Raw genomic sequence first — 22,936 nt, forward strand, 5'->3', positions numbered from 1 at the left:
TTGCTTTTTGCCTGCCTACTCCTTGCAATTTCACTAATCCACTTATTCGCAGGCTTATTTGGCCCACCGGGCAACGGCATGGATGGTCGTTACCGGCCGTCGCTTGCGGTAAACCCCTTCGCGGGTGGGGCCGGCGCGGATGGGATTTGCAGGGTCACCGTCTATCATGATAGCGCCATCCGGACCGGTGTTGCCCTCTACGGTGATGCACCACGCATCGTCCCAGCCATCCACGAAGCCCACGTGGGCAATGCGTTTGAGGTTGGTGTAGTAGATGCCGAATACATCGCCTGTGCGTGGGGTCGCGTGCGCAGCCGATGGGTACCCGCTTGCTTGTAACGGGTCGCCGTTGCGCCAGACGGTTCGGCTGGCGGGGAACAGTGCGGCCGCCCATGCATTGCGCGGTTCGGGGTAGCCCGCCTGCCCATGGCACCAGCTCACAAAGGCGGCACACCAGGCGTAACCTTCGTCCAGCCCGCAGTAGCGGAGGTACTCCCCTACCCGGCTGCCGTCATTGTTGCCCGTGGCTTCACGCACCCCGATCTCGGCCATGTAGATTTCACGTAAATGATGGAACGCTGATGACACTGATTCGACAGACAAGCGCTGATTAACGATGTCAATCCGGCGATTTGCAGGGTAGCCTTGCAGGCTTTCAACAATTAAAAAATCCGTGTCCATCGGCCCTATCCGCGTTATCCGCGTTCCATAGCCCGCCCCTAAAACACCGAAGCCAAGCAGCACACAAACGCATACAGCAGCCCGAAGAAGATAACGAGGTAAAAGGTGATCTTTTGCCATGGGTGTAAGGATTTGAAATTGTTTGAAAAATGGTTGCGTTGGTAGTTGCGCATCACGGGCCAAAGGAGGCCCAACAGCCAGCGCGATACGGTGAGGAAGGTGCCCAAGGCCACCACGGCCAGTAGCACGAGACTGAGCGCGCCGGCATCCACCACCGCCGCGGTGGGGTCAAACCAGCGCAGCAGCGGATCGCAGTGCAAGAACAGCGCGAGCAGGCCAAACGAGGCCACCGCCATCTGCAACTGGCGCCATAATGGCCATAGCCAGCGGGTGCCATACGGATTTTTCAGGGAGATGGCGGGCTTCTCCAGGCTCCGCCACCGATGGTGCAATGTTGTTTCCATTGTTGTACTCCTTTCGTTTTGGGCAAACGTAGCGATCTGGAAAGCAACAAAATAGGCGTGTCACCTCGTTGTCACGCGATGGGCGGTGGATTGTCACCAAACGGCAGTTGGGGAGACAGGAATGTCCCTATCGGAAGGTCTAGGTTACCGGCAAAAAAGAGCGATTAGGGGCACAGGTTGAGCAATTTCTCGGTATGCCCCACCATGAACAAGGGAATGTTTAACATGCCGTTGTCCATTTTCAGGTTTCTTAAGGAGTATCGAAGTCGTACGGGTGGGGCATAATGCTGGTTGTAGATCGTGAGACTTCGGCCCCTCACGTTTTCTTCTGCCTTCACTTCAATGGGAACGATATCATTTTTCACCTGCAACAGAAAATCGACCTCAGCTTGATTCCCTGATGTCCAATACCGAGGTGTGCCTTCAAAACAAGCTACCAGATGCTGCAGCACAAAATTTTCGGTCAGCGCCCCTTTGAATTCAGTAAATAGCCGATTACCCTCCTTTACGGCAATGGGGTCCAACAAGGAGAGCCGACGCAGTAGCCCGACATCCAGGAGGTATGTTTTAAATGCGGATAAATCGTCATAAGCCGACAAAGGCAAACCCGGTTTGTTGCTCCGAAACACGCGGTGGATAAGCCCGGCATGCGAAAGCCAAAGCAACGCATCTTCATAGTCTCTTGCCCTCGCGCCTTCACGAACCGTTTGGTACAGGAACTTTTTATTATCACGGGCCAATTGCGATGGGATGGAAGACCAGATATATTGGATTTTCGGTATATCCTTGTTGTCTGCGTGTTTGGAAAAGTCGAGCACATACGCGTTCAATATATCCTGCAATACCTGCTGTGTGGCCTGTACATCGCCCGTTGCTACCAATGTGGCTACGGCCTCGGGCATGCCTCCGGATATAAAATAGGTTTTAAGTTTATCTACGAGCGGATTAAAGAAAATATCGGGCAATGGTTCCAGTTTCTCGATACCATCCAGGTAATCGAATAGCTGTGGGCTATCTATTGACAGGAATTCGGCAAAGCTAATGGGATTGACTTGGAGAAAGGTCACCTTACCTACAGGGAATGACTGCCCCCTAGACATCGCTACGCCTAATAGCGACCCGGCGCTCGCAATCGCATATTCAGGGGCGTTTTCGCAGAAGTATTTAAGTGTATTCAATGCATCGTTGCATTCCTGTATTTCATCAAAAATCAACAACGTTCTTTGTGGCACAATGCTTCTACCGTGCACCAACGAAAGGTTTTGCACAATTCGCTGAACGTCTTTTGTATTTTCGAAAAATTGCTTGAGCTCAGGTTGTTCCTCGAAATTAAAATAGGCTACGTCTTCAAATTCGCTTTTGCCCAATTGTTTTAACAACCACGTTTTACCAACCTGCCTGGCGCCTTGCAATACGAGCGGCTTCCGATTCGGATCATTTTTCCATGCGGCCAGCTGCTGCTGGATGTTGCGTTGTATTTTCATTCCTGTAATAAGTGCCAAAAATGTGATTTTTTTCACATAATTCCTAGTTATTGTGTGAAAATAGCACGTCATCACCTGTTAATGCCGGCGCTTTCGGTGCGGTCACTTTGCTGTATCGGTGCGGTGCACTGCCAGCGGACCGCCAGCAAAGGGCCGGGATCGTGCTCCGCTAAACGCAGCAGTCCCGCAGCAGTCAGGCATCGGGTGTACAGGCCGGTGGCCGTTTGCCCCATTTCCAGTAATAGCAATCTTCGAGGTCCGATTCGCGGTAGCGTATCTGGTTGTCGTCGTTATAAACAAACCTGAGTTTGCCGCTTGCGCGGTAGCGGGTTACCGTGCGCGGGTCTACCAGTAAAAGTTCTGCCGCTTCTTTGCGGTTGTATAGTTTTTCATCCGGTTCGGGCCCGTGGGGGTCTACCTGCGGTAAGGGCATGGTAACCGCCCGGCAACACTGCCTATCGGCCGATTGAAGTGCAACCAACTCTTCCATCAGGCGGTGTATATCCATGAGCGTTTCACGGATTAGGGAGATGTCTTTTTTCATCTAATTATTTTTCTTTATCGGCTGATGAGAGCTCGATGTAAACAATGATTGCCCTGTGTGTCAATATTATTTACATCTCGGTTTCATCTAGTTAAATTTGCTTTTCTTCGGTGATGAAGCTGTCATGATTTTTCATCTAATTATTTTTCTTTATCGGCTGATGAGAGCTCGGTTTCATTTGTGTTTAACTTCAACGGCATTCAAGATGGCTGAAGCCGTTTAATCGTTTCGCTGTCTGATTTTGAAAATCATGACGGTTCCATAGGGGAATTTGATGTACCTTTGTTTGGATTGTATTGATAATTGATTAATTAAATGACTGTTGATATTGCTATAGGATACTGAACATATAAGGCGGCATCTGTTTATCCCGTTATCCAAATTACGACATTGAACAACACAGAGGAAGACAGACTGATCGTCCGTGCTACGCGCGGGCCTCAGTTTCTTCTGTGTTAGGGCGTCGTAACCCTGGATAGCGAGAGCTGACAAGCCCCGCGTATTTTTATGAACATACCTGAATTCATACCTACCCGGCAGCTACTGGATAACCCGATTAAAGAACAGGGGATTGCTGATCCGTTAAAGCGATTCGCGGAATCCCATGGGTTCCGTACGCTGCGGGAATTGCTCGACCATTCCCTGCAGGAACTACTGGCCATGCCCGGTTTTTCAACCGAATGTTACCGGGCACTCATCGGTTTTCTGGAACGGCACCAACGGCTTTACCTGCTGCAGATTACCAGCCAAGCATAGCCAGTAATTCCTTTTTCTTTGCGTGGGTTATACTGACGGTCTTCCCATCGGGGATGGAAAGCGTGATAAGCTCCGCGGTTTTATCCACTTTTGCCACCCGGTTGATGGCTACTATATAGCTCCGGTGGGTTTGGAAAAAATGCTTGGGTGGCAGGTTCTGGGCTATCCTACCCAGCCCTGCTTTCGCCAGGATGAATTTCTCTGTTTTGCTATCATCGAGAAACTCCCCACGCAAACTCCCCGGTGCCAGGGAAATGAACGTGTCGTCACCCTGTGCCGAGAGGTAGTTGATATCGGCCGTGGGCAAGAAAGAAAAATTACCTTCGGCCACTTTTATGGCCACATTGTCTTCCATCACTTCGGGTTGCTGAAAATCCGGCCTGCCGAGTTGCTTCTTTGCATATGCCACCGCTTTGCAGAAGCGGTCAAACGGAATCGGCTTCAGAAGGTAATCTGCCACGTGCAATTCATGCGCTTCCAAGGCGAAATCAGCAAAACCCGTGCACAAGACCGTAACGGGCGGTCTATCGAGGAGCCTGAGCAATTCGGTGCCCTTCAGGCCGGGCATGTCTATGTCTAGAAAAAGCAGGTCGGTACCCTGTTCGATCAAGTAGTCACGGCCCCGCAGGGCGTCGGTAAACTCGGCTTCTACGGCCAGGCCGGGTATTTTCGGAATCATGGCCTTGATGAGTTCAATGGAATCCGGATCGTTGTCTACAATCGTACATCTTATCGTCTCCATCATCATACGGTTTTTTTGGTAGTGTTCATTTATTCTTATCGGTAGTATATGCGCACTTCTATATCGAAGTAAGTGGGTTTATCATCGATGTCCAGTGCATGGCGGTCTGGGAAATTCAGGTCCAGCTGCCGCTGGATGTTTGCCAGCCCTACGGAGCTTGATTCCACCGGGCGCAGCGATGGATCCTTTTTCTTGTTCCAACAATTGAAACGGAGACATTCCGGATCGCTGTAGATTTCCATGCGTATAGGCTGGTCGGGGTCGTGCTGGTCTGCATAGCGGAGGGCATTCTCAACCAACGTGGCAAATAGCAATTGCGGTATTTCGCGGGCTACCAGATGGCGGCCAACGGTGAGCACCACGTCCGTGGCATCGGGTATGGCCACCTTATTGAGGAAGAGCATTTTGCGGATGAAATCTATTTCTACGTCCAGCAGCACCATCACCGTTTTGCTTCCGCCGTGTTCGTATAAATAGCGAAGCGAGCTGATGTAGGCGCTTACGATCCGTGAAGCATAATCGTTGTGCACTAAGCTGGCCTTCACGTGGTTGAATATGCTATGTAGCCAGTGTGAGCCCCGTTGGTTGGTGATCAAGGAGCTCTGCATGGAGAGGTTCTCTTCGAGTATTTTGCGCTGCGCACGCTCCAGCCGTAATTGCTCTTCCACGGTCTCCGCGTGCTTACGTTGCGCCGCCAGCAACTGCCCGTTTTTTATCGCTTTCATCCGGCTTTGGTGGTAGGCTATGGCAGCTACCAACAGCGGCAGGTAATTACGGCAAGCATTCTGTACCAGCGCACCGAAATGGAATGGCACGTCGGGGTTGTATAAATAGATATCGGCCCGGGGCAACAGGCCGTATATCAGGCCGCAAGCCGCTGCACTAGCCACAAAGAAAATGAATATAACAATGCTGGCCAGCCGCAGCGTCTCGGTGGGAGCCTTGTATTTGTACAGCAGCCACACCAATAGATAGAAGCAACCAATTACCAGGAGAAAGTATGCGCTATAACCCAGCAAATTGACAGGGTAAGGACCAATTTCGTTGAAAACCAGCGCAAAAACATAATACGCTATCCATGGCTTAATATGGTCTTTAGCTGTCGCGCTAGATCGCGACCATTGTATTGACGGCATAAAGAGTAGCTGTTTTTTCGCCGGATAATACGAATTATCGCCTAAGTATGCAAACATCGCTAGTATAACTGTTCGTGCACAGACAGCCAGCCATCCCACCACCACGGGTGTCGTTTCACCACACTTTGCAGATCGCCATACAGCTCGTCCGTTGCCGTATACGCAAAAATTGGCCGTTCCTTTCCCTTGGGTGGGGCGATGACTTGCAAGCACCGGATGGTTGCTTCCCTACCCACTACGGGCTCGCTAACCATGCTATACAACGGTACCCGCGCAATGTTTGCCAAGGTCGCTAAACCGGTACGCACGCGCATTTCGCCGTGGAGGAACGGGATGGTGATGGCATTTGTGCTCCTATTATTCGGCAATGTGCCCGTATTGCCATCCAGGTAAGCAACGATCGTTTTGCCTTGGCGCAGGGCGGTCCGCATCTGCAGGCCGGCCTTGGGGCGCTGGGCATCTATCAAGGTGCACGTGGCGCCATTGCGCAGGCAGGTATTTGCCGCCAGGGCTAGCATACCCTCACCCTGTGCCTCCAGTACGTCGGTGGCCAGCAACGTGCAGATAGAAACACCCCGGGCCATCAGCCAATGCGGCAGCAGCCGATACGAGCCCAGGTGGTAGGTACACACGATGGATGGCCGGCTGGTAAGGCCCGCAAGGTCTACGGCGTTGTCAGCTTGCAGCTGTATGGATAACTCGTTGAAATAATATTCGTCTAGATTGGCCAGCCGCTGGTTGAGCAAGGTCTGGCGGAACAGCGCCTCGTGCTGTTCTTGGGGGATATAGGGCATGAGCCACCGTAGGCTGGCGCTGAATGCCGAAAATTTATAGTGCCATTGAACGGAATCAATGATGGGTAGTTGCTCGACTTCGTCGTGGATCATCTTACGGGTTTGTATATAGTTGTTCATATTGGATATATTTTTCGATTGTTATAAAACCTGGCCTCACACACGGGTTAAAAAGGGCGCCCTGCAAGCCTGCCGATAACGCCGACGGAAAACCTGAGGGCGCCCTTGGCATCATCAGGTACCGATTAGGTCTGGCGGACCCCAAGCCAGGAAGGGGCACTTATCGGGGAACGGCGGAAACGGCACGATGCGCTGCACGCCATCCTGCTGTTCCTTGTGATAGAACGGCTTTGCAAAAAACCCTTGCTTTCCGTTGACCTCTTGGTCGGGCATATTCGTTTTCATTTGAACATTGTTTATGAACCATCCTACTCTTTTCCAGGTTTTCGGAATCCCCTGCAACCGTGGGCCCACGGTTGAAAACGCGATGTCGACTTCTCAAACTTGCAACAGGTAGGATGGTATTCCAACGAATTTCGATGGAATCGACCTATCGGGTGTTCGAGCCCGCTATTCGTACGGCTTAGCGTTCAACGGCCGGTTCGGCAGCTTCATCGGAAGGGACGGTTATTCCGTCGATTTCACAAGGATAGGCGCTTTTAAGGCGTTAGTTTTGACCTGTTTGAGCAGCCAATCGGCCGAGCGTATTACCATGTTACCTTCTTTGCGCATATACCTTTCCGATCACCATCCGCGAGCTATCGCCTCGGCCCGGCTCCCGGCCGGCACCAGCCACAACGTACCCTATTCGCATAAGCGAGGTTGGCAGGGTGATGGTTGGTGGGTAAGTTTGCAGACCTACGATGCCCGCCACGCCTATGTCTATCTCGTTGAGGTATTCACCAAACGGCCACTCCGGTTTGGGCTGGAATGCCTACGGCGCGACCTGCGCTGGCTTTACCCGTTGCAGGGTGCATTCGCCATCCACGACCAGGGCGGGCGAAAGGCATTGCAGCTCACGGCCGATGAGCATATCCGTGTGCTTTCCGGGTCGGGCAACTATGTGGTAATCGTGCAACCGGGCCGGCACCTGCTATTTGCATTCGTATTGGATTGGGGGTGGACCCGCCGGTATGCCCGCGGCGCATTGGGGTATCTCAGGCAGCCCTTTCCGGCACCCATTATCCCAGCTATCCGCGGGCACCTGCTTACACTGGCCCACCTTTCCGTTAAGGAAGGGATGCTGATGGATGCCGAAATCTATTGGCCCATTGCGCGGATCACCCACGTTACCCGGCAACTCTATGAGGAACGCGAAGCAAGTTCGGAGACGCTCGAATTGGCCCGCTCGGCACGGAACCATATTAAAGACAGCTTGCGGTTAGACGGTAATCCGCTCACGGTAGCGGAAATCGCCGACCATTTCGGGGTAACGGCCGATCGCCTCAGCCGCGCACACAAGAAGCATTATGGGCAGCCCCTGCAGGCTTACCTCATGCGGCAGCGGCTGGATACCGCTTACCGACTGCTCAGCGAAGAAGGAGCAAGCGTATCGTCGGTAGCGTACCAACTGGGGTTTTCAGACGTGCAGGCGTTCAATAAACTATTCCGGAAATACTTTGGCGTGGCGCCGAGCGAAGTAAGGAATGGATGATGCGCCGCGCCCGTGCGGATATTTACCACCGATCTAGCGGATATCTACCAACAGCAACGTTCGATAGCGGGTATTTTTGCAAGTGCAAGTTGATGGTTAACAATATGACTCATATAAACTTCTTCACTAAAACGCTACGCAGACCGGCCAGTAGGCCGATCTATCACATATCCATTGGTAATCGTCGATTTGCCCTATTCCGGCGTAGGGCCGTGGGGTAATATTTCGGGTGCTTCCGTACCAGATACCGGGGCATCCGCGGCTTGGTCAGCCGGTGACCGACTAACGCATTGTTACTTTTTATTTACTTAAAGTTTTTGTTGCTTTTTGATGTATAAAAGCTCCCAATACCATGGCTGACAAATGGTTCAAATACAATAGTGGCCCGGCCACCAATCCAGCGAGCTATACCGAGCAAACCGGTACGCCATCCTGCGGGGGAGATGATTTGCTCTGCGCTATTTTTGCAGAAGATGATACCACTGGACATCCCGTGCTCACACAGGCATTGAAGGATGAAATGTTGGATGCGATCGCTCAGGGTGCTCCCGACACCAATGTGCTGCTAATCGGAACACGCGACTGACGTTCATTGGTTAAGAAAGGGCACCTACGGGCTGGTTATCAGCTGCCGGTGCCCTTTCTTATTTTAGGAGGTTGGTTTTACCACAACCATCATATCCACCTCTCTTTCCGCCAACACAAATTGCACCTTATAGCGTTCCAATTGCCTATTGATACTTGCAATATCGCTATCCGGTGCCAGCACGAGTTCAACGTTGGATTGGCCGGATAGCCGGTCACTTTCATTGAAAACAGGTGGAACCAACCTGCATTGATTCAGTTCATAAATGAGGTTAGTTATTGGCCCACTAAATGCCGCGGTATCGCCAACGCCACACATGTCGAATTGAGTGCCCCCATATCCTCCGTCCGCATAGTCGCGCAATACGAGGCACTTGATACGCTTCCTTTCGAAACGGATACCGAACCCCAATCGCCGATCCAGTTCAGACAGCATTCGGCGATAGACGGCACTGTCGGTCTGGCCCGAATCCACAAACATGGTTTCAAATGAGATTTCATTGTCCCTATCCCATTCAGGCTTGTTCCTATCCACTTGCCGATCATAAAAAAGATGGTGATATGGGATATCGTCACAATCCATCAGTTGATTCGGTGTGATGAAGGTTGCCGGCCTCTTCAGCGAGGAGAAGGCATCCCAACCCATTGATTTTCTCAGTAGCTGAAAATATACATGGGCAATTGGCATATTTAACACAACTCCCCGTATTGTACCGGATACCGTATCGCGATAAATACCCAAATGCCCGCGCACACCGCTTTGATGGCCCAGTAACACATCATATTCTTTGAAATCAGGCGTATCCCCGGCGTGGGTCCGCGCAAATACCAACGGTTGCGAATAGTCGAAGTCCGGTATTTCATTCTTCATCGCCCAATCCAATCGACCTCCCCGCAAAACTTCCTCTATATACTCGCCAGTTGCGTAGTCACCATTTGTTTGGGCGACAAAAATACCGTTCCGGATCCAGACCAGATGCGGCCGTGCAACATATGGAAACAGTCGAGACAGTACGCTGTCCTCCACCACCGTAGGGATACGGATTTTACTCAGGAAAGAATTGGCTTTCCAAAATTTCTCAATCTTGCTCCGGCTTTCGTGCGTTACCGCCAATACCCTAACCGATCCGGCAAACTGATTTTGCAACGCCTCCATTTTCGGCATTGCTTTGATACACGCCGCACAGGCCGTGTCCCAGAAATCGAGGATAAGCAATTGATCGTTGTTGAGGTTTACGTTCCCTACATTGGGTACTCCGTTATTCAGGATATTTGACACCACATAATCCGGCACCTTTTGCCCCAATTGCACCCGGTGCGCTGTAAGCTGGCCGAAACATACGGGTGTACCCCCTGCCAGTAATAACATAATCCATATTAACCTAACCATATCCCTATCGTTTATTTTGTGCCAAAGATGAATGTTCTATGACTTCCAACGGTATACGCAACGCATACCTGGCGTCATCCGGAGATAGCATATACTCCTGATTGCCTACCGTCCTTCGAAGGGTCAACTTATGGGCTTCCTCCCGATTCAATCGCCGCAGGTCCGACCAGCGTGTGCCGCGGAACACCAGTTCCTTACGTCTCTCCTCAAGTACGCGTTTAAGCACTTCTTCACGATCCGTTAAGCCCAGTTGGACATCGGTTGCATACCGTTTGTTCAGCAGCGTTTCCAAATCTTCCGTAGCGGCAGCCACATGGCCAAGCCTGGCATGGCATTCCGCCCGTATCAAGTACACCTCCGGTGTCGTTATTCCAATAAAGAAAGGCTGTCCGCTGCCGCCGTCATAATTACCCCGGAAAACGTATGTGCCGTCGCTATTCCGGTTGAAGAACAATGTGGATCGCAAATCCCCGGCCTCATAGCGCGAAAGCAGATCTTCGCCTATCAGCGCCCGGTTCGAACCGAATTGCACACCCATGGTGCTAGTCGCTTGAAACAACACTTCTTCGTTGAACCGATTGAAGGGAATAGCAGCATTGGCATCTACATTCCTGTAATCCAGCAACTCGGAATAAACGCTTAGGCTTTTGTCTGCCATTTCCAACGCCTTTTCAAATCTACCCATAGACAGAAATACGCGAGCCAATGCCGCATAAGCGGCGGGTTTGCCGGGTCTGGATGCGACCGTGGTCTTCTCCGGCAGAAGTTCAGCAGCTTCCAACAGATCGCCAACGATCCTATCGTAAGTTTGCTGGACCGTTGCACGAACCGATGCCTCGTTCACATTGGGCGTCAGCCTCAGCGGAATGGCCGGTGCGGAATTATCGCCCGATGGCTGGTAAGGCAGGGAGAAGATTTCGGCGGTCAAATAAAACGCATATGACCGGAAAAAGAGTGCCCCACCCCTGGCATGGTTATATCGATACACTTCACTAGGTAGCGGCTTTATCTTTGCCAGTGTTTGCAATGCGAGGTTCGCATTGTAAACAACCCGATAGGGGTAATACCATTGGGGCAGGTCATGATCGCCCAACGGATTCCAGGTATAGGTTGATCTTGCATTTTCCGATAACGACTGCCAAGACGCTTCCGACAGGTAATAATCATCCGAAGAGGCTTGCCCATCACTGGGATATCCTGTGTTCATCGTGGAATAGTCGTCAAGCAGCAACTGGCAATCGTCTATGCTCTCTGGGGTCACAAGATCGCTTTTCGGCTTCTTGGCCAAGAAATTTTCACATGCCGAAAAGAACAGCAGGCCCGCCGTTAAAACGGCAATAACGATGTTAGTTTTCATTGTTGGTTCATTTAGCGTTAAAAATCCAATGTTGCGCCCACGGCGATCTGAAGCGGGAACGGAAGCGCTCCGGGCCCATCGGCGATCCGTGGATCGATGCCCAGCTTGTTTGCCCGCCATAGGATACCGAGGTTACTGGCCGTTGCGTGCAACCGTATTCTCGCCGAGCTGCCTCCCAATGGCGGTAGTTTATAAGCCAGGAATACTTCCTGGATCGATATGAAGTCGCCCCTTTCCACCAGTGCCTCCGATTGGTTGTAGAATTGATCGCGGCGGATGTTGATGGGATATACCATCGATGGTACATGGGTATGCAATTCATCTCCGGAAACCCGCCATCTCTTATCAAAATCCGGATTACCATAGTTCTGGTCCCTCAAGAACTGGTAAGACAGTCCCTGCCTAAAAAAGACATAGTCGAATTTGTAGAGCAGACGGATAGCCAGTTCAAGGTCCTTGAACCTAAAATGGTTTCCGAAAGAGCCGACGTAACGTGGCTGTGAAGGCCCCATATATTTGATGTCTTCAATGTCTGCCCGCAACAGCGCCGAGTAATCCTTTGTGACCTCCCCATCCAGATATCCCTGCGGATCCCCGTTTGCCGGATCGAGGCCAGCAAACGGATAGGCAAATAGTGCAAACCGGTCCATACCCGCTACGAACGGGAAGCTCGATTGGATAAGGTTTGACGCCGTAAGCGAATTATTGTAATACCGCTCTATTTCCTGCCTGTTGTAATTCAGTATCAGTTCACTTCCCCATTGAAACTGCCTGTTTTTTACATTCACTGAATTTAGTGACAGGTCAAAGCCCCGCCCCGACACATCGGCGTTATTGCCGTTGTATGACAGGTAACCCGTTGTTGGGTCTATCGGAGCGGAGGATATCAAGTCATTGAATGATTTGAAGTAATATTCGAAAGTTCCTGACAACCTTTCGTCCAAAATTGCAAAATCCACTCCCAAATTGATGGTCCGCACTTCCTCCCATCGCAGCGATGGGTTGGGTGGCACCCCTGCCGTTGCATACGGAAGGAGGTTAACAGAACCCAAACCCCGCCTACTGATCACGGGTATTGCAGGTATACTGTTATTGGTGTTGCCATTGTAACCGTATGTTGCGCGCAAACGGAGATGGGATAGGGGGAGGTGCCGGAACGCCTCTTCACTTGAAGCGGTCCATGCCGCGCCGATCGACCAGAACGGCGTACCGCGCCGGTTGGTGCGGACGCCGAATTGGTTTGAGGCGTCCTTACGCACGCTGGCGGTAAGGTCATATTTCTTACGGAAACTGTAACCTGCATTTGCCAGTATGGAAGTATATCTGGGAATTTCTTCCCTTACCGAGTTGAAGTATTCGATACGCTGGCTGGTTCCCCGCTCGGTTGGTTGGGGGTTCACCACATCTACCACCGCACGTGTCTTGGCATCCCTATCATACCCGTAATATAGGTCGTAGTGGCTAAATGTATAGTTATCGCGTGATTCGACCGCCGCCAACGCACTGACAGCATGGTCACCGCGCTCGAAACCGTAGTTGAGTTGGCCCCTCCATTGGTTGTTTCGCCTCTTCTCCCGGGTGGCACCTAACCGGTCGCCCACAGGAAGGTAATGGATCGGTATCCCATCCTCATCCGGCACCGTAAATCTGTTGATCATTTCACGCATGAAAAATGAATTTTCACCCATTATGTCATCCATTTCGGTGTTGTTATAATCATATTGATAGTGAATCGCTGCCGAAAGGTTCGGGAGGAAATTATACTTGACACCGATATTCGCCGTGAGGTCATTGGCCCCGATGCGCAACTCGCTCTCCCCTATCTCCTCGATGGGATTGAAGCCACGATAAAGGTAAATACCCCGCTGTTGCTCCGCTTGTACGTACGAAGGCCGGAATGAACGCCCCACATTAGCAAGCTCCCCGTCTTCGGTGAAAAGACTCAGATACGTAGGGAGGAATGGAGCGGTATGTTCGTAGGTGATATTCGAACCCGTTCCTATATCCCGCCGTTGTGAGTTTGTCAAAAGCACGCTTCCGGCCACTTCGAGCCTGTTAATCGGCTTAACATTGACCGCAACCCGGGTGTTGATCCGTTGATATCCCGAGGTCACCTTATGGTGGATGTCTTTGTTGTAACCGGCGGCCAAGGTGACCGACATCCGCTCACTACCGCCGCTTATCGAAATGCCGTATTGCTGTTTCGTTTCCGGCCGGTAGATGTGGTTCAGGTAGTCAGCCCGTATATCCCGCGTACGGTAAAAATCCAGCTGCGCTTCCAGCTCTTCGTCTCCAATATCCCCACTCCGATGGCTATCCAGCAATTCCACAACGGGGCTTACATAGGGATAAGTACGGGTATTGGTCAATCTGGAGTTATAATATCCATTCTGAAACAGGAATTGTTCGAACTCAATGAATGCACCGGCATCCATCATGGGCCTATAATAGAGATCGGGCTTTGCCGCCGCACTGATGCCCGCGGTAACCGAAATACCCATGGGACGCCCATAACGGGCTTTCTTAGTGGTGATGACAATAACGCCGCCGCCTGCCCTCGCTCCCCAGATAGACGCGGCCGCGGCGTCCTTCAGGATGGTGATATCCTGTACGTCGTTCGGATTGATATTATTGATATCTCCCTCATATGGAAAATTATCCAGCACGATAAGCGGTCGGCTGTTTGCGGTAAAGCCCGCTTGCCCCCGAACCAATATAACGGTGGAAGCCCCATGGTTTACAATCGCTCCGCTCCGGTCCAGGTAGTTCGTGCCGGGGGTTAAGCCTTCTATTCTGGCAATGATATTGGCGGAAGTCCTGTGGTTGAATTTCGAACTGCTTATATGATCGAATGACCCGGTGGCGCGTTCCTTCGGGATGGTCTGGTAGCCAGTGGACACCTCCACTTCTTCCAACATGTTTTCCGTAGGTACGAGGACGAATTGGAACTCCCTACCCTGTTCTGCATCAAATTTTTCGCGTACGGTTTGATGCCCCAGGTAAGAGACCACCAACGTGCCCGATAGCCCCGATGCCCGGAGAGTAAACCGACCGTTATCATTCGTCAAACTCTTGAGAGATGTGCCTTTAATCGCTACCGTGGCACCGGGGATAGCTACACCTGCGGTGTCTACGACAATACCCGACAGCACAGGCCCCGAAGTGTCGGGGCGCTGTGCGCGGGCATACAAACACATGATCATTGCTACAGCCAGGAGGCTGCTATATATTTTTGAAAGGGCATACCCCTCCCCTATACGTAAAATTAATTTCATTGAGCATTGATAATTAGTTGTTTAAGAAAATTTCATTCTCAGAACCGACACCCAATGCGAAGAAATCTTACGTCATTATTTGCAAGTATGGAAAAAAGCGTCTACTTTTAGCTATTGCATAGTAACCGAAAATAAACACCTTCACCAACCTGAACGATAATGGGTTTTTCTATCAGCATTGGGGTCGGTAGCAGCAGAGAAGCTGAGCCTTTTGGTTGGCCGTGCTTTCGGGGATTGGGTCTTTTAATACACCTCTCCCTATGCGCTTCCGTTGGCTGCAATATTTTCGGTTGTCCTATATAGGGCTGCGCTTGACGTTCTTATATAGATTTTTAAGGGATTGGAAGCTTACCTCTTTGGTATCGCAAATTGCGATTTCTGTCGCAAATAAGCTGCGATACGGACGCCTGAATGGTTTAGTGATAATCGTTTTCATAATTTTTGGTGTTGAAAACGAAGTACTGAAAGGATAGGAAACAAAAAGAAACGCCCCCTACACTTTCGTCTGAAGGGAATAGCGACCAAGCCAACCCCGCCATTACCCCGAAAGGTAACGACTTCCGTCCGAAAGCATCACGTAGGGGACGTCCTGCCAGATGGCATCGCAAAGATACCTATTTCTGGCAATGTCGGACGAACCTACGGTCAACTCGCACGGATGGCTTGGTCTTTTCATCAAACGAGCGACTTCGTTTGTTCGCTCCCACGAAGGGAGTGGACAATATTTTGGGCTGATAAGACCCGCTTCTATCTCATTGTTCTATGCAGTAATACCATATGCAACTATTTGAATTAGTTAACAATGCAAACGTAATAAATAGTTTTCAATAAACCAACATGTTGGTTTAAAAAAATAAAAATAATGGCTGTCGAAAAGATTGTATTCAAAGAAATGTCCCACTTGGATTATCTATTTACTCTTCATATTAAGAAACTGCGAGAAGCCAAAGGATGGAGCCAACAGGATTTAAGCAAGAAAATGGGGGTAACGCTAAGTTTTGTAGGCAATGTAGAATCATTCATCCAACGACACAAATACGGTATCCGCCATTTGACACTTTTGGCAAAAGTCTTTAAATTCAAGTCGATGTCGAAACTTTTTGATTTTCCTACGCCAGAACATGATATGATTAGGCTGACGTTGAAAGTTGCGCCTAAGAAGAAAAAAGACGGCACACCGTCCAAAGGGAAAGATGTGGAAGTGATCAAGATAGAGCCCATCGAAAAATCGGGAGTGGAATAATGCAGATGGGCGTGCTCGATATGATTCGGAAATGAAATTAATTAAAATAGCATCAAAAAAGGTAAGCGCCGTAAACCAAAATAACGAGGATACAATCGACTAATTCTTAACAGGAAACGGCAGCAAAAGTTATACATAATGGCTCTTAATCCAGAAAATGTCAAGTTTCTTTTTCAGCAAATAGCGAAATCAGAACTCAGAACATATAACAGTGTTGTATCACAGCTTTTTGGCTATTTAGACTTGGAGGTGAAGGATAATCCTGTTTTTGACAAATATGAATCAGAATGGTCTAAATGGTCTGAATGGATTGAAGGGATTGAAGAAAATAGTTACGATTGGAGTTTGCCAAAGAACATAGATGATACTAAATCGTTAATCTACAACGTCTACAGATGCATTGCGCAAAATGATCAGGATTGGCTTATTAATTTTTCAACCGAACTATTTCAGGAAAGGAATTTTAACGATTCGATTTACAAATTCAATAATTCGTTCATAGACTATCTTGGCAAAGCGTTAGAAGATATCATCGAAGCAAATCCCGAAATTGAAGCAAAAACGGCAAAAAAGACTAACAACGATACGGTTTTCATAATACATGGACACGACAATACATTAAAAATGGAGGTTCAGTTATTGTTAAATCGTGCTGCGGTAAACAGTATTGTTTTGCACGAGCAGGCCGACAGGGGCAGAACTATTATAGACAAGCTTTTGGACGAAACAAATAAAGCCGGATATGCCATTGCTCTTCTTACGCCGGATGATATTTTGGAGAATGAAGCAAAGCGAGCGCGTCAAAATGTTATATTAGAAATAGGTTATTTTATTGGATTGTTAGGAAAAGAGAGGATTAGGCTTATTGTAAAAGACGGGGTTGAGGTACCCTCTGATTTGCAGGGAATTCTATATGAAAAATACGAGGCAAGCGGCAGTTGGAAGATAAAACTATTGAAAGAAATGCAAGCTGTTGGAATATATGTTGACATGAAAGGCGTGGTTGATCAGTTCTAGGTATTTCAATGAAGAGGGGGCGAGAGGTTGTATAGGTTAAGACAAAAACCGTAACGAATACGAGAACTGATACTGAATAATAGGGATTAAGTAACAACAACTATTAATAGTATTTATTTACTTAATTAATAACCAAGGAGAAGAAAGCTAAACAGTTCGACATTGGAGGAATATAAGAAGAAGATATAATCTAATTACATCATGGAAATTATTAAAACATGGACAGAAATTATTTATAACATTATTTCGGCATTATCTTTTATTGCTGTCGGTTTTTGGGTAATATATCGTTTTGTATTACAAAAAGAACGTTTTCCAAATCTTAACTTTTCTGCCGGTATTAATGTTATTGGAAAGCAGAATGATTTCTATATTGTGGAACTGATAGCAATAGTTGAAAATAGGGGGAAATCGCAACACAAAATGGAGGAGCTGAAGCTTGACCTAGATGCTGTTTTCGTTAACGACGGCGTTGAGACAAGCGAGGAATGGGGAGGGCAAATTAATTTTCCAAATCATTTGTTGACAGCTTCATACTTACCAGCTGGCCGAGGGCATTTCTTTGTTGATCCAGGAACAGAGGCAAAATACTCCTATATATTTAAAGTTCCCATAGAAACAAATTTTCTTATGTTACATTCGAGATTCAATTACATCGGAAGAAAACGTAGTGAACACGCGGCCGAGAAAACTATCAAAATTGATCACGCCAAATATTCAGAAAGTTAATTAATAATCAATTCTTTACTATGAGAAATTGAGCAATTCCTTTCCTCGAAGGCTTTTGACGTTCTTTACCATGAAATGGCTCTGCTTACACTAAAAGTTACGCCGAAGATAAAGAAAGATGGAGCCCCGTAAGAAGAAACGTGGGATGGTAAAAGTGGAGCTTATTTAAAGTCAAATTAGCCTTAAAATGAACTGGAAAGAAATCATACAGTAAATCGAGGGAACTTTGAGACTAGGTTAAGGGGGCTAAACAGCATTGAACAATTGCTTCCAAGGAAATATAAATTAAAGCTATCCCTTTTTCAGAAAAAGGAAAGTCCTATGTATTACAAGAATTAAAAAATTAAAAATCAATTGGCGCAAAAAACACATCACTATTTGCAATTTATAATGAACTTGAAGGGAGACCTATTCCAATAAAAAGCAGAAATAAAAATAGACAACCCCTATAGTATTGCAACATCATGAATTGGGTAATGCAGGGTGGCTAATCAAGGTAATTGACAAATATATAAAAGAAGAACAGAGTTATATACAATGACAAGATAATATGCTAATAGGCCAAAGGTATACTGTAACTACCAAAAAACATTAATTTATAGACAATACTTTATTCTATACTCATTTTTAATCACTTCCTTGTAAGCATAGACCAATTACGGTTCCTCAACACATCTTTTATGAGAATACGCAAATTACAACTCAAAAACGGATACAAAAGATTCCACGACTTAACAATAGATCTCGGGGACTCTCCAAAAAGAATTATAGCGCTAGTCGGACCAAATGGATGCGGCAAAAGCAGTGTATTAGATAGTATGCTCAAGCTAAACACCATGTTTGTTGGTCGAATCGGAGTGGGTAGTAAAAAAGGAGAAGAATATCATTCGAATAAGAATGGGAAGCATATTACCCCAGAGGACATAAAGATTGAGTTTGTTGATGGGGAATTTAATTCTTTACTTCAAGAGAGAGAAAAAGCGGGAAGCTTAACCACAATATTCTCCTTTAGAAGCCCTTACAGGTACAATAGCGATCTTAAAATAGCAGAATCAAAATCCTTAAAAGACTTAAAACTAAATCAAATCGGTGCAAGCACTACTGCGGATTTAGATGACAGAATGGTTGAAAACTATAGACGATTATATGTTGCATTTAATACCTACTTAGAGGATAATCCTAATACAGCCACTTATAATTCTACAAAAGAAAAGATAATAGGAGACTTAAATTCATCATTGACGAATTGCTTAAATTTGGAAATTTCGAGCATTGGAAAAATAGAAGCTGATAAAGGAACATTGTTCTTCCGTAAACCCGACCACAGTGACGAATTTGAGTACAATGTCCTTTCAGCTGGGGAAAAAGAAGTAGTGGATATCATTTTAGACTTATACCTGAGACGAGATGACTACACCGATACTATATTTCTAATCGACGAACCGGAATTACATTTAAACACGGCCGTACAACGAAGGCTTTTGATCGAGATTAATAGACTAATTGGTCCGACCTGCCAAGTGTGGATAGCTACACACAGTATTGGATTTTTGAGGTCCCTACAAGAAGATTATGGGGACCAAAGCCAAATTATTCACTTTAAAAGTGATATCAAATGGGCGTCGGAATCGATAACGCTCAAGCCAATGGAAATGACGAGAGCAAATTGGCAAGCAATATTCTCTACAGCGCTTGATGATTTAACGGAATTAGTTGCACCTAAAAGGATTGTATATTGTGAAGGCATTGGACAACCGGGCAAAGGTGGAACGGAAAAAGGATTTGACGCAAACGTGCTTAATAACATATTTTCTGAAAAGTATCCAGACACGCTCTTTATATCCAGCGGCGGCAACACTGAATTGGATCAGAGGAGTGATATTGGCATTGCTATTCTCTCTAAAGTGTTTAAAGATGTGGAAATCCTAGTTTTGAAAGACCGCGATACGGGCTCTGGAAAATATATTGACGATAGCGGTAGAGCAGCTTACTTACAGGAAAACCCAGATTTTTATAGAATGCTAAAAAGATGGGAACTAGAGAATTACTTATTTGACAAGGAGGTACTCCAGAAATATTGTAAAGTCAACTCTGCTTTAGGTTACACGTTTGATGAGACAGCCTTCGATAACTTCGTGAAAAGCATAATTGATCAAAACGTTAAGGATAGTATTTCTCATTTTAGAAATTTTTGCAGGATAAAAACGAGTATCGGCAACGAGAAATTCAAACTTAACCTATCCAAAGTCATTACGCCAGACATGGTCATTTATAAAGAACTAGAAAGCGTCATTTTTTAACCTGCTTAACATCAACCTAATTGATAAGTAATTACAGCCCCCACTAGCGCGAGAGTTAAGCGCAGCGTCTCTCGTGATTTTCCATCACAGACAAAGGCCGTACGGTGTTAAGTTTTCTGAAAAAAGAAAAACCACACCCGGATTGGATATGGCTCACTCGTTATCCTATTAAACGTTGCCGAATCGGATTTGCTGAAGTCCAAACGGGTGATGACGGCTATTCTGAAAGATGACCTTTTTCATTATAAACTCGTATTCCGCAAAAACGGCCGGGTGGAAAACCATGTTTATGGCATGTTTGGATACGCTACAACCTACCATGGCCGGTATAAGCTGAAAGACAGTTTAATCGTTTTCAGCAAAAGACCTTACGACAACGACTTCATTCCGGCTACCGTCCTTTTGGATAAGACTCAGCATGCGATTTTCATCAATAAAAACAAAGACGGTGGGTTTGACGTCGAAAAAGAGTGGCTGAATCACTTTGAGATAATAGAGTAAGCAGCCAACATTGCAGGTAATCTGCATTCGCTATAAAATCCCAAAAGGCAAAACCCCGAAACGGGGAGAATCGGGGCTTGTTAACTAACCAATTATAAACCTAAATTATGAAAAGACAATTTTATAAATTTTATTAACTGACTATATAACGCATAGTGGCCCCGATTTGTTACAGCGGGATTGTTAAGATATGTTAAAAAGACAATGGGGTGATAAAAAGAAACCCGTTACCTTTGTGAGATAACGGGTCCGCCCCAATGGGGTTAGGGGCTATCAACCTAAACCTAGTATCTAAACGTCGAAATCCCCCATTTGTTTTATTGGAAACTTGCTTTAAAAAAAAGATTTCCGTACACATCGGCTACCTATAAATGCTGTTGCCTCTTGGCTTATTTAAATGCTGTGGGTGTGGGATTTTCCGTTAACGCTGACCGGGTTGACCGGCTATTGATAATTCGGACGGAATAAATTACCTTTATCGGGATTGTGGTAATCAACTAGTTAAAAATGTAACCGAACCAAGATGATAAACCGGACATTAACAAAATAATAACGAATACGCGGCCAGGGTAATGCCGAAAGGGCACAAGTGTAACCGCCCACTTTAGCTTACGGGAAACCGTATAGGGCTCCCCTTGGGCTTAATTAGCTTTGGCGGGCTGGTATGGGAGAATTATCCAGTATGCGCAGTGCGCATACTGGATAACCGAAGAGGCAGCGCATGAAAAACTAATACGGAATGTGCAATAGGGAAACGAAACACATCTTGCTGATTTAAACACAATAGCAAGCGAATGATCAATACCTTAAATAATGTCAATTGCGCATAATAAGGCGATGTGACGAAATCCCTCCGGGCGTTAGCGGCAACCTTAAAACTCCGAACAAACAACACAGATAATTCAAAATATTATGATACTACTTTCAGACCTGACAACAGGAGACAAAATTCAGATTATTGCTCAATTTGTAACATTAACAGCAGCCCTCATAGGAGCAATTATTGCAGCACGAACTTCTCTTAAAGTTCTAAGTATTCAGAGAGATGATATCAAACGAAATTTTTGTTTGGAACTGAAAAAGCAACTTGACTTGCCTGAAATGTTTGCCTGTAGATATGAGGCATGGAGAAAACTTGATGAGGGAAAGTTTGACAGCATAACAACTGTTCATGATTTATTGCATTCAACTGACTATGATAATAAAGTTTCAATCGTTCTACATTTCTTTGAGAGTTTAGAGTATTACTGCGAACGAAATATGGTTGATACCGAACTTGCCTATAAACTCTTTGGACGAGTGTATAAAATGTGGTATGATAGATTAATTAAAAAGCTAACCTTGGATGAAAAATCTCAATCTTATACGAATTGGTTTAATAATTTGACATCGTTAGGAAAAAGGTTTGAAGAAATATCTGCACAACAACAAGGCAGCCGCTAACATGGTATTACCGCAATGGGGGCTGACGTGCTTCTATGAAATTTTTGTGCATAAACGAACGGCAGTCTATCTATTGAACATTTGTGCAAAAAATCCCCCACTGCGGCAATACCCGAAGCGTTATGCACAACCTTAAAAGAACCGACAAACTAACAGCAAACGGATATAATGCCGACAATAGAAATAGCATCAATCAACTCAAAAAGACTTGGGCTTAACCAAGCGGACTTTGACTTTGCAATTATCGAAGAAGACAAACTCGAAAGTCATCGTGGACTATTTGATGACTTGCTTCGACAACAAAACGGTGTAATTCTGCACATTGGTAATCCTGATTGTAAACACGATGAAAACGCGGGCTATTTTGCAGGAGCAATTGTTGACTGGAGTTTTGAGCCAGGCGACATAATTATTCCTGAATATGACGAAAATGACCCGACATACCATAGTGGAGCAAACCAGCAATTTAGATTTAAGTTCTTGGAACAATTCAAACCCGACATTGACAAGTTGCTAAAAATTGCCCTTGACAACTCACCGATCAAAAAAATATATTTTCTAACAGACTATCAATTTGGACCTGAAAATGCAAAGACCGAAATAATTTATAAGATTACAGACTTTTGGACAGAACACGACAACGAAGGACTTGGATTAAACACCTTATATGAAATGTGTGGACGATAGAAAGGCGGCACATAACAGGCGTTTGGCGCAAGTTGAGCAGACCGACAAACAAAAGAAGGAACTTTGACAGAATATTTTAAAATGAAAGACCTAAACCATTACGTTGACAAATTACACATACTTCATTGATAATGACTATGCAGCAAGAGAATCG

At 46.7% G+C, this 22,936-nt stretch carries 22 protein-coding genes; 10 read left to right on the plus strand and 12 right to left on the minus strand.

Features of this window, described 5'->3' with window-relative positions; translation table 11 throughout:
* Window positions 1-54: 54 nt before the first annotated feature.
* From ACEVG1_RS18485 to ACEVG1_RS18500, 4 genes are all read right to left on the minus strand, one after another.
* Window positions 55-681, minus strand: coding sequence for a CHAP domain-containing protein (locus tag ACEVG1_RS18485; protein ID WP_374745208.1), 627 nt, complete (start codon window positions 679-681; stop codon window positions 55-57).
* Window positions 682-719: 38 nt separating this feature from the next.
* The gene (locus ACEVG1_RS18490) at window positions 720-1,145 is read right to left on the minus strand and encodes a hypothetical protein (protein ID WP_374745209.1); all 426 of its coding nucleotides are present in this window, start codon (window positions 1,143-1,145) and stop codon (window positions 720-722) included.
* Window positions 1,146-1,309: 164 nt separating this feature from the next.
* Window positions 1,310-2,629 (minus strand): ATP-binding protein, encoded by a 1,320-nt coding sequence (locus ACEVG1_RS18495; protein ID WP_374745210.1) that lies wholly within the window; start codon window positions 2,627-2,629, stop codon window positions 1,310-1,312.
* A 193-nt stretch (window positions 2,630-2,822) separates the two neighbouring features.
* On the minus strand, window positions 2,823-3,173 hold the full coding sequence (locus tag ACEVG1_RS18500) for a helix-turn-helix domain-containing protein (RefSeq protein WP_374745211.1): 351 nt from the start codon (window positions 3,171-3,173) through the stop codon (window positions 2,823-2,825).
* A 507-nt stretch (window positions 3,174-3,680) separates the two neighbouring features.
* Between ACEVG1_RS18500 and ACEVG1_RS18505 the strand changes: the two genes are divergently transcribed.
* The gene (locus ACEVG1_RS18505) at window positions 3,681-3,929 is read left to right on the plus strand and encodes a hypothetical protein (protein ID WP_374745212.1); all 249 of its coding nucleotides are present in this window, start codon (window positions 3,681-3,683) and stop codon (window positions 3,927-3,929) included.
* Here the strand turns inward: ACEVG1_RS18505 and ACEVG1_RS18510 are convergent.
* From ACEVG1_RS18510 to ACEVG1_RS18525, 4 genes are all read right to left on the minus strand, one after another.
* Window positions 3,913-4,671, minus strand: a complete 759-nt coding sequence (locus ACEVG1_RS18510) for a LytR/AlgR family response regulator transcription factor (protein ID WP_374745213.1) — start codon at window positions 4,669-4,671, stop codon at window positions 3,913-3,915. The two genes, ACEVG1_RS18505 and ACEVG1_RS18510, sit on opposite strands and share 17 nt — an antisense overlap.
* Before the next feature lie 35 nt (window positions 4,672-4,706).
* Complete coding sequence (locus tag ACEVG1_RS18515) at window positions 4,707-5,807, minus strand: sensor histidine kinase (protein WP_374745214.1); 1,101 nt, start codon at window positions 5,805-5,807, stop codon at window positions 4,707-4,709.
* A 59-nt stretch (window positions 5,808-5,866) separates the two neighbouring features.
* Entirely contained in the window at window positions 5,867-6,721 is an 855-nt protein-coding gene (locus ACEVG1_RS18520) for a hypothetical protein (protein WP_374745215.1), read from the minus strand.
* A gap of 114 nt (window positions 6,722-6,835) precedes the next feature.
* Complete coding sequence (locus tag ACEVG1_RS18525) at window positions 6,836-7,006, minus strand: hypothetical protein (RefSeq protein WP_374745216.1); 171 nt, start codon at window positions 7,004-7,006, stop codon at window positions 6,836-6,838.
* Between the two features lie 307 nt (window positions 7,007-7,313).
* On the opposite strand from ACEVG1_RS18525, the gene ACEVG1_RS18530 reads away from it, so the two are divergent.
* Complete coding sequence (locus tag ACEVG1_RS18530; protein ID WP_374745217.1) at window positions 7,314-8,255, plus strand: helix-turn-helix transcriptional regulator; 942 nt, start codon at window positions 7,314-7,316, stop codon at window positions 8,253-8,255.
* Window positions 8,256-8,607: 352 nt separating this feature from the next.
* Window positions 8,608-8,841, plus strand: a complete 234-nt coding sequence (locus ACEVG1_RS18535; RefSeq protein WP_374745218.1) for a hypothetical protein — start codon at window positions 8,608-8,610, stop codon at window positions 8,839-8,841.
* Window positions 8,842-8,904: 63 nt separating this feature from the next.
* Here ACEVG1_RS18535 and ACEVG1_RS18540 read toward each other — a convergent pair whose 3' ends face one another.
* The 4 genes from ACEVG1_RS18540 to ACEVG1_RS18555 form a co-directional block, all read right to left on the minus strand.
* Window positions 8,905-10,230 carry a TlpA family protein disulfide reductase gene (locus tag ACEVG1_RS18540; protein WP_374745219.1) on the minus strand — a complete coding sequence of 442 codons (1,326 nt, stop codon included), beginning with the start codon at window positions 10,228-10,230 and terminating at the stop codon, window positions 8,905-8,907.
* Window positions 10,231-10,234: 4 nt separating this feature from the next.
* Window positions 10,235-11,587: a RagB/SusD family nutrient uptake outer membrane protein gene (locus tag ACEVG1_RS18545; protein ID WP_374745220.1), complete on the minus strand. Its 1,353-nt coding sequence runs from the start codon at window positions 11,585-11,587 to the stop codon at window positions 10,235-10,237.
* 17 nt (window positions 11,588-11,604) lie between these two features.
* Window positions 11,605-14,862, minus strand: a complete 3,258-nt coding sequence (locus ACEVG1_RS18550) for a SusC/RagA family TonB-linked outer membrane protein (protein WP_374745221.1) — start codon at window positions 14,860-14,862, stop codon at window positions 11,605-11,607.
* 538 nt (window positions 14,863-15,400) lie between these two features.
* Entirely contained in the window at window positions 15,401-15,538 is a 138-nt protein-coding gene (locus ACEVG1_RS18555; RefSeq protein ID WP_374745222.1) for a hypothetical protein, read from the minus strand.
* Window positions 15,539-15,724: 186 nt separating this feature from the next.
* On the opposite strand from ACEVG1_RS18555, the gene ACEVG1_RS18560 reads away from it, so the two are divergent.
* From ACEVG1_RS18560 to ACEVG1_RS18590, 7 genes are all read left to right on the plus strand, one after another.
* Window positions 15,725-16,105, plus strand: a complete 381-nt coding sequence (locus tag ACEVG1_RS18560) for a helix-turn-helix domain-containing protein (RefSeq protein WP_374745223.1) — start codon at window positions 15,725-15,727, stop codon at window positions 16,103-16,105.
* A 138-nt stretch (window positions 16,106-16,243) separates the two neighbouring features.
* Complete coding sequence (locus ACEVG1_RS18565) at window positions 16,244-17,122, plus strand: TIR domain-containing protein (protein ID WP_374745224.1); 879 nt, start codon at window positions 16,244-16,246, stop codon at window positions 17,120-17,122.
* Window positions 17,123-17,323: 201 nt separating this feature from the next.
* The gene (locus ACEVG1_RS18570; protein ID WP_374745225.1) at window positions 17,324-17,851 is read left to right on the plus strand and encodes a hypothetical protein; all 528 of its coding nucleotides are present in this window, start codon (window positions 17,324-17,326) and stop codon (window positions 17,849-17,851) included.
* 680 nt (window positions 17,852-18,531) lie between these two features.
* Window positions 18,532-20,151 carry an AAA family ATPase gene (locus ACEVG1_RS18575; protein WP_374745226.1) on the plus strand — a complete coding sequence of 540 codons (1,620 nt, stop codon included), beginning with the start codon at window positions 18,532-18,534 and terminating at the stop codon, window positions 20,149-20,151.
* Between the two features lie 189 nt (window positions 20,152-20,340).
* Window positions 20,341-20,652 carry a hypothetical protein gene (locus ACEVG1_RS18580; RefSeq protein ID WP_374745227.1) on the plus strand — a complete coding sequence of 104 codons (312 nt, stop codon included), beginning with the start codon at window positions 20,341-20,343 and terminating at the stop codon, window positions 20,650-20,652.
* Window positions 20,653-21,564: 912 nt separating this feature from the next.
* Complete coding sequence (locus tag ACEVG1_RS18585; protein WP_374745228.1) at window positions 21,565-22,095, plus strand: hypothetical protein; 531 nt, start codon at window positions 21,565-21,567, stop codon at window positions 22,093-22,095.
* Between the two features lie 168 nt (window positions 22,096-22,263).
* Complete coding sequence (locus tag ACEVG1_RS18590) at window positions 22,264-22,782, plus strand: hypothetical protein (RefSeq protein WP_374745229.1); 519 nt, start codon at window positions 22,264-22,266, stop codon at window positions 22,780-22,782.
* Window positions 22,783-22,936 lie beyond the last annotated feature (154 nt).

This window comes from Parapedobacter sp. 2B3 (assembly GCF_041925275.1).
Classification (GTDB): Bacteria; Bacteroidota; Bacteroidia; order Sphingobacteriales; family Sphingobacteriaceae; genus Parapedobacter; species Parapedobacter pyrenivorans_A.

Excerpts from the sequence above, each read along its gene's own strand:
- ACEVG1_RS18485 (WP_374745208.1), bottom strand. The coding sequence starts at position 681 with ATGGACACGGATTTTTTAATTGTTGAAAGCCTGCAAGGCTACCCTGCA.
- ACEVG1_RS18490 (WP_374745209.1), bottom strand. The coding sequence starts at position 1,145 with ATGGAAACAACATTGCACCATCGGTGGCGGAGCCTGGAGAAGCCCGCC.
- ACEVG1_RS18495 (WP_374745210.1), bottom strand. The coding sequence starts at position 2,629 with ATGAAAATACAACGCAACATCCAGCAGCAGCTGGCCGCATGGAAAAAT.
- ACEVG1_RS18500 (WP_374745211.1), bottom strand. The coding sequence starts at position 3,173 with ATGAAAAAAGACATCTCCCTAATCCGTGAAACGCTCATGGATATACAC.
- ACEVG1_RS18505 (WP_374745212.1), top strand. The coding sequence starts at position 3,681 with ATGAACATACCTGAATTCATACCTACCCGGCAGCTACTGGATAACCCG.
- ACEVG1_RS18510 (WP_374745213.1), bottom strand. The coding sequence starts at position 4,671 with ATGGAGACGATAAGATGTACGATTGTAGACAACGATCCGGATTCCATT.
- ACEVG1_RS18515 (WP_374745214.1), bottom strand. The coding sequence starts at position 5,807 with ATGCCGTCAATACAATGGTCGCGATCTAGCGCGACAGCTAAAGACCAT.
- ACEVG1_RS18520 (WP_374745215.1), bottom strand. The coding sequence starts at position 6,721 with ATGAACAACTATATACAAACCCGTAAGATGATCCACGACGAAGTCGAG.
- ACEVG1_RS18525 (WP_374745216.1), bottom strand. The coding sequence starts at position 7,006 with ATGAAAACGAATATGCCCGACCAAGAGGTCAACGGAAAGCAAGGGTTT.
- ACEVG1_RS18530 (WP_374745217.1), top strand. The coding sequence starts at position 7,314 with ATGTTACCTTCTTTGCGCATATACCTTTCCGATCACCATCCGCGAGCT.
- ACEVG1_RS18535 (WP_374745218.1), top strand. The coding sequence starts at position 8,608 with ATGGCTGACAAATGGTTCAAATACAATAGTGGCCCGGCCACCAATCCA.
- ACEVG1_RS18540 (WP_374745219.1), bottom strand. The coding sequence starts at position 10,230 with ATGGTTAGGTTAATATGGATTATGTTATTACTGGCAGGGGGTACACCC.
- ACEVG1_RS18545 (WP_374745220.1), bottom strand. The coding sequence starts at position 11,587 with ATGAAAACTAACATCGTTATTGCCGTTTTAACGGCGGGCCTGCTGTTC.
- ACEVG1_RS18550 (WP_374745221.1), bottom strand. The coding sequence starts at position 14,862 with ATGAAATTAATTTTACGTATAGGGGAGGGGTATGCCCTTTCAAAAATA.
- ACEVG1_RS18555 (WP_374745222.1), bottom strand. The coding sequence starts at position 15,538 with ATGAAAAGACCAAGCCATCCGTGCGAGTTGACCGTAGGTTCGTCCGAC.
- ACEVG1_RS18560 (WP_374745223.1), top strand. The coding sequence starts at position 15,725 with ATGGCTGTCGAAAAGATTGTATTCAAAGAAATGTCCCACTTGGATTAT.
- ACEVG1_RS18565 (WP_374745224.1), top strand. The coding sequence starts at position 16,244 with ATGGCTCTTAATCCAGAAAATGTCAAGTTTCTTTTTCAGCAAATAGCG.
- ACEVG1_RS18570 (WP_374745225.1), top strand. The coding sequence starts at position 17,324 with ATGGAAATTATTAAAACATGGACAGAAATTATTTATAACATTATTTCG.
- ACEVG1_RS18575 (WP_374745226.1), top strand. The coding sequence starts at position 18,532 with ATGAGAATACGCAAATTACAACTCAAAAACGGATACAAAAGATTCCAC.
- ACEVG1_RS18585 (WP_374745228.1), top strand. The coding sequence starts at position 21,565 with ATGATACTACTTTCAGACCTGACAACAGGAGACAAAATTCAGATTATT.
- ACEVG1_RS18590 (WP_374745229.1), top strand. The coding sequence starts at position 22,264 with ATGCCGACAATAGAAATAGCATCAATCAACTCAAAAAGACTTGGGCTT.